We start from the raw sequence: 5,369 nt of genomic DNA, 5'->3' as shown, positions 1-5,369 counted from the left end.
CGCCGTGCCGCGCTGCTTGCCGAGGAAGGTGTGCCGGGCGAGGTGGCGAGCGCGCTCCTCGGCATGTACGAGGGAATCGCCAACGGCCTGTTCATGCGCCAGAACGACAGCGAACACCGGCGCGGCACAACGCCTCTGGCGACAACGATCAGGCTCTTGATCGCAACAGTCGAGCCAGCCGGCTGCTGATCGTCAGCCTGGCAGCGCGTTCCTTATTCACGTGAGCAGCCCGCATTTCGGCGATCTGGCCGTTGCTCGGCCGGTCGCGGCATCCCTGCTCCGGCTCCCGGATTTGCCGGTGGGGACAGACGCTTGCCCCTGGCCGATCCGGCGCCGGTAGGGTGGAATGGGCCAGGCATCCGCTGCTGCCTGTTCCCGGCCAGCAACGGGGTCATTGCCGTTGTCCGGACCGGGACGCCGTCATCCGCCAGAGGACCCCGCAGCATGAGAGACCTGTTCCGCCCCGGCCGCAGCCCGATGCTGGCACCCAACGCGGCGATCGCGACCTCGCACCCGCTCTCGACCTCGGCGGGCCTCCAGGTCCTACGCGAGGGCGGCAATGCGGTCGACGCGGCACTGGCGGCGGTCGCGGTGCAGGCGGTGGTCGACACCCACATGACCGGGATCGGCGGTGACTGCTTCGCCCTTTATGCGCCGGCCAGCGGCGAGGTGGTGGCGATCAACGGCAGCGGCTGGGCACCGGAAGCGGCGACTGTGGCCCGGCTCCGGGAGCTGGGCCTGACCGAGATCGACCAGACCAGCCCGCATGCGGTGACGGTACCGGGTGCGGTGTCTGCCTGGATGAAGCTGCACGGGGACCATGGCAGCCTGCCGCTCGACCGGCTGTTCCGGGACGCCATCCACTATGCCGAGAACGGCTATCCGGTCAGCCCGAGGGTCGCCCATGACTGGGCGCGGCAGGCGGAACTCCTGGCCAAGGACGAGGGGGCGGCTCAGGTCCTGCTGAAGGACGGTCGAGCCCCCGGGGTGGGCGAGATCCATGCCCAGCCGAAGCTGGGTGCCCGGCTGCGCGAGATCGCCAAGCACGGAGCTAGGGCCTTCTATACGGGTGCCGTGGCCGAATCGATGGTGGCACGTCTCAATGCGCTGGGCGGCCTCCATACGCTGGACGATTTCGCGGCCGGGATGGACAGCGCGATCTACTGCACGCCGATCTCGACGGACTATCGCGGCTACGAGGTGGTGGAATGCCCGCCGAACGGCCAGGGCATTGCAGCACTGATGATCCTGAACATCCTTGGCGGGTTCGAGCTGCCCGGTTCCATGCCGCTGGCCGAGCGGATCCACCTCCATGCCGAGGCCACCAAGCTCGCCTACCATCACCGCGATGCGCTGATCGCAGACCCGGCACATCTGCCTCATCCGGTCGAGACCCTGCTCTCGGACGAGACCACCGCAATCCTGCGCCAGCGCCTGTCGCGCGAGCGGGCAGGTATCGCCACGCTCTGGCACGAGCCCGAGCACCAGGACACGATCTATCTCTGCGTAGTCGACCGCGACGGCAACGCGATCTCGTTCATCAACTCGATCTTCCACGCCTTCGGCTCGACCCGGCTCGATCCGGTGAGCGGCGTGCTGCTGCACAGCCGCGGCGCCTCGTTCCGGCTGATCGAGGGCCATCCCAACGCGATCGGGCCGATGAAGCGGCCGATGCACACGATCATCCCGGGCATGCTGCGCAAGGACGGCAGGACGGTGATGCCGTTCGGGGTGATGGGCGGGCACTACCAGGCGGCCGGCCACGCCGCCTTCCTGTCCGGCATGCTAGACCGTGGCCTGGACGTGCAGGAAGCCATCGACGCGCCGCGGGCCTTCTCGTTCGACGGGGTGCTGGAGGTGGAGCCCACGGTCGACACGGCCACGCTGGAGCGGCTCACTTCACTCGGCCACAAGGTCGAGATCGCCGGCTCGCCAATCGGCGGCGCCCAGGCGATCTGGATCGACCAGGCGACCGGGACGTTGTGGGGCGGCTCTGATCCGCGCAAGGACGGGTTGGCGCTGGGCTTCTAGCGGCAAGGCGCCCGTCCGCCGTCGTCCGGTAGGGATTGACCGGCTGCCCGGATCGTTGGCAGGGCTAGACCAGCCGCAACGACGGCCGGATCAGGGAGCGAGAACAGTGCAGGCATTGGTGTTCGCCGCGCAGGGTGATGCGCGGATCATGGCAATCGCCGAGCCAGCCCCGGCGGAGGGCGAGGTGCTGATCGAGGTGGCGGCCACCGGCATCTGCCACACCGACATGGACATCCTGCACGGCCGCTATCTCTGTGCCTATCCGGTGGTGCCGGGCCACGAGATCGCCGGGACGGTGCGGGCGGTGGGCGATGGCGTGCGCGGGATCGAGGTCGGTGCCCGGGTCGCGGTCGATCCGATGATCCCATGCGGCCATTGCCGCTCCTGTCGGGCCAACCGGCCCAGCCTGTGTGCCAACCTGCAGGCCTATGGTGCCACCACCCATGGCGGGTTCGCGCCGATGGTGAAGGTGGCGGCGCGCAATGCCCATCCGGTGGGCGACCTGCCGTTCCACGTGGCGGCGCTGGCCGAGCCGTTCGGTTGCGTGATGCATGGCATCGACCGGGTCCAGGTGCGGCCGGACATGCGCGCCCTGGTGTTCGGCGCCGGGCCGATCGGCCTGATGATGATGCTGGGCCTGCAGGCGCGCGGCCTTGTCGATGTCACGATGATCGACCTGGAGCCGTCGCGCCTGGAGCGCGCTACCGCACTGGGAGCCGCTGCCACGGTCGAGGGGCAGGGCCTGACGCCGGAGCGGCTGGGCGAGCGGTTCGACCTGGTGGTGGACTGTACCGGCGTGGCCGAGGTCGCCGGTAGGATGCCGGGCTATGCCCATGACGGCGCCACCATCCTGTTCTTCGGCGTGTGCCCGCCCACGGCGCGGATCGAGGTCAGCCCCTACGACATCTTCCGCCGCGAGCTAATCCTGATCGGCAGCCATGCCGTGTCGAATAATCTGCCGGACGCGATCGCGGTGCTGCAGCAGCTAGGCGGCAAGGCCGAGGCACTGGTGTCGCACCGACTGCCGCTGGAAGGGGTCGCCCAGCAGATGGTGTCGCCCACCAAGAGCGGGACCATGAAGATCCAGTACGACGCCTTCGCCTAGCGATCCCTCACGCAACCGGCTGCCTGCACGGAACCGACATGGCTCGTTCAGTACTTGATGGGTTGTTCCGCCTGGATGGCGCCGGCGCGGTGGTGACCGGCGGCGGCAGCGGGATCGGTCTGGCCTCGGCACGGCTGCTCCAGGCCGCCGGTGCCGCCGTGACCGTGCTGGACCGGCAGGTGCCGGCAGAGCCATTGGGCGATGGCATCGGTGCTACTGCCTGCGATGTCGCCGACGCGGCGGCGGTGGCGCAGAGCTTTACCGCCATCGCGGAGCGCCAGCCGGTCGACATCCTGGTCAACTGCGCCGGCATTGCCATCCGCCAGCCGGCGGTCGATCTGGATATGGCGGATTGGGACAAGGTGGTGGCGGTCAACATGACCGGTAGCTTCGTCTGCGCCCGGGAGGCGGCCAGGCACATGATCGCGGCCGGCAAGGGCGGGGCCGTGGTCAACATCGCCTCGATCATGGGCCTGTCCGGCGGGATCTATCCGAACGTGTCCTACCAGACCACCAAGGGGGCGGTGGTCAACATGACCCGGGCGCTCGCGATCGAGTGGGCGCCGCACCGGATCCGGGTGAACGCGGTGGCACCTACCTATGTGCGCACTCCCTTCGTCCAGGCGCTGCTCGCCCAGGACGAAGTGATGCGCCAGATCGAGGCGCGCACGCCGCTGGGCCGGATCGCCGAGCCGGAGGAGGTGGCGGCCGCGGTGCTCTACCTGGCGAGCCCGGCGGCATCCATGGTGACCGGCCACACGCTGGCGGTCGATGGCGGCTTCCTCGCGCAGTAGCCGCCTTCACGCCAGCAGCTCGAAGCGGGCCTGCAGGCCGCTTTCCGCGTCCGGCGCCACCCAGAGGTCGAATTCGCCGGGCTCGACCGTGGGCAGGAGATCCGGGCCGATATAGTGGAGGTCCTGGCGGCGCAGGGTGAAGCGGATCTCGGCCGTTCCGCCGGGTGGCATCGTCACGCGGGTGAACGCCTTGAGCAGCCGGACCGGCCGGGTCAGCTTCGCCACTCGGTCGCGGACATAGAGCTGCGCCACCTCCTCGGCCGGCCGGTCGCCCAGATTGCGCAGCGTGGCGGTCGCGGTGAGCGTGCCGTCCCAGGGCAGGCGTGCCGGCTCGACCCGCAGGTCCTCATAGCGCACCTGTGCATAGGTCAGGCCGTGGCCGAACGGGAACCGCGCCTGGTTCGGCGTTTCCCGGAAACGAGCCTTGAAGGCATGGTCGTCCGGCCGCTCCGGCCGGCCGGTGGGCTTGCGGCTGTAGTAGAAGGGCTGCTGGCCGGAGAAGCGGGGAAAGCTCACCGGCAGGCGTCCGGAAGGCGCATGATCGCCGAACAGGAGGTCGGCCACCGCATGGCCCTCCTGCGAGCCCAGGAACCAGATGACCAGGATCGCCCGGGCGTTCAGGATTGCACCGGACAGGGCCAGGGCACGGCCGGTCTTGAGCAGCACCACGACCGGCCGGCCGGTGGCCGCCACCGCCTCGGCCAGGTCCTGCTGGGCGGGCGGCACCACGATCTCGACGCGCGACTGCGCCTCGGCCGACATGGCGGCGGATTCGCCGATCGTCAGGACGACGAGATCGGCGGCGTTGGCCGCTGCCACTGCCCGGTCGATGCCGCCCTGGATCGGCGCCTCCACGCCGGAGCCCGGCTCGACCAGGAGCAAAGCAGGGTCTGCCATGGCCTCCCGCAGCCCCTCGGCCACCGTCACCGCGCGTTTTGGATCGGCGAAGATCGACCAGGGGCCGAACAGGTTGGCGCGGTCGTCGCCGAACGGGCCGATCAGGGCGATGCGCTGCCCGGCCCTCGGCAGGGGCAGGAGGTCGTCCTCGTTCTTCAGCAGCACGGCCGAGCGCCGCCCGGCCAGGCGCGCCAGGGCCGGGTGGGTCGGGTCGGCCAGTACCTGGCGCTCGTGCTCGGGATCGGTGCCGCGATAGGGGTCGGCGAACAGGCCGAGCGCCGCCTTTGCCGTCAGCACCCGGCGCACCGCCGCGTCGACCAGGGCGCGCGGCACCTCGCCCGCGGCGACCAGGTCCGGCAGGTGGCGCAGATAGAGGCCGCTCTGCATCGACATGTCGACGCCGGCCAGGAACGCGATCCGGGCGGCGTCGCGCTCGTCCGCCGCAAAGCCGTGCGCCACCAGCTCGGCATCGGCGGTGTAGTCGGCCACGACGAAGCCGGCAAAGCCCAGCTGGCGGCGCAGGAGATTGGTGAGTAGCCCCG

4 protein-coding genes and 1 pseudogene are annotated in these 5,369 nt (G+C 70.1%); 4 read left to right on the top strand and 1 reads right to left on the bottom strand.

Annotated elements, in window-relative coordinates:
- From EQG76_RS26340 to EQG76_RS26325, 4 genes and pseudogenes are all read left to right on the top strand, one after another.
- Positions 1-189: pseudogene (locus tag EQG76_RS26340) on the top strand (NmrA family protein); the annotation flags it as partial.
- Between the two features lie 255 nt (positions 190-444).
- Entirely contained in the window at positions 445-2,031 is a 1,587-nt protein-coding gene (locus EQG76_RS26335; RefSeq protein ID WP_159717815.1) for a gamma-glutamyltransferase family protein, read from the top strand.
- A gap of 106 nt (positions 2,032-2,137) precedes the next feature.
- Positions 2,138-3,136, top strand: coding sequence for a zinc-dependent alcohol dehydrogenase family protein (locus tag EQG76_RS26330; protein ID WP_159717813.1), 999 nt, complete (start codon positions 2,138-2,140; stop codon positions 3,134-3,136).
- A gap of 38 nt (positions 3,137-3,174) precedes the next feature.
- Positions 3,175-3,930, top strand: a complete 756-nt coding sequence (locus tag EQG76_RS26325; protein WP_159717811.1) for an SDR family NAD(P)-dependent oxidoreductase — start codon at positions 3,175-3,177, stop codon at positions 3,928-3,930.
- A gap of 6 nt (positions 3,931-3,936) precedes the next feature.
- On the opposite strand, the gene EQG76_RS26320 is transcribed toward EQG76_RS26325, so the two are convergent.
- The coding region (locus EQG76_RS26320; protein WP_200841144.1) for a glycoside hydrolase family 3 C-terminal domain-containing protein at positions 3,937-5,369 on the bottom strand (1,433 nt) is incomplete at its 5' end.

The organism is Geminicoccus flavidas (assembly GCF_009806515.1).
GTDB lineage: Bacteria > Pseudomonadota > Alphaproteobacteria > Geminicoccales > Geminicoccaceae > Geminicoccus > Geminicoccus flavidus.
Note: the sequence above shows the minus strand (reverse complement) of the source record. Positions and strands in the feature narration are given on the sequence as shown.

Bases quoted from the DNA above. Each gene is read 5' to 3' on its own strand.
- EQG76_RS26325 (WP_159717811.1), top strand. From the start codon at position 3,175: ATGGCTCGTTCAGTACTTGATGGGTTGTTCCGCCTGGATGGCGCCGGC.
- EQG76_RS26335 (WP_159717815.1), top strand. From the start codon at position 445: ATGAGAGACCTGTTCCGCCCCGGCCGCAGCCCGATGCTGGCACCCAAC.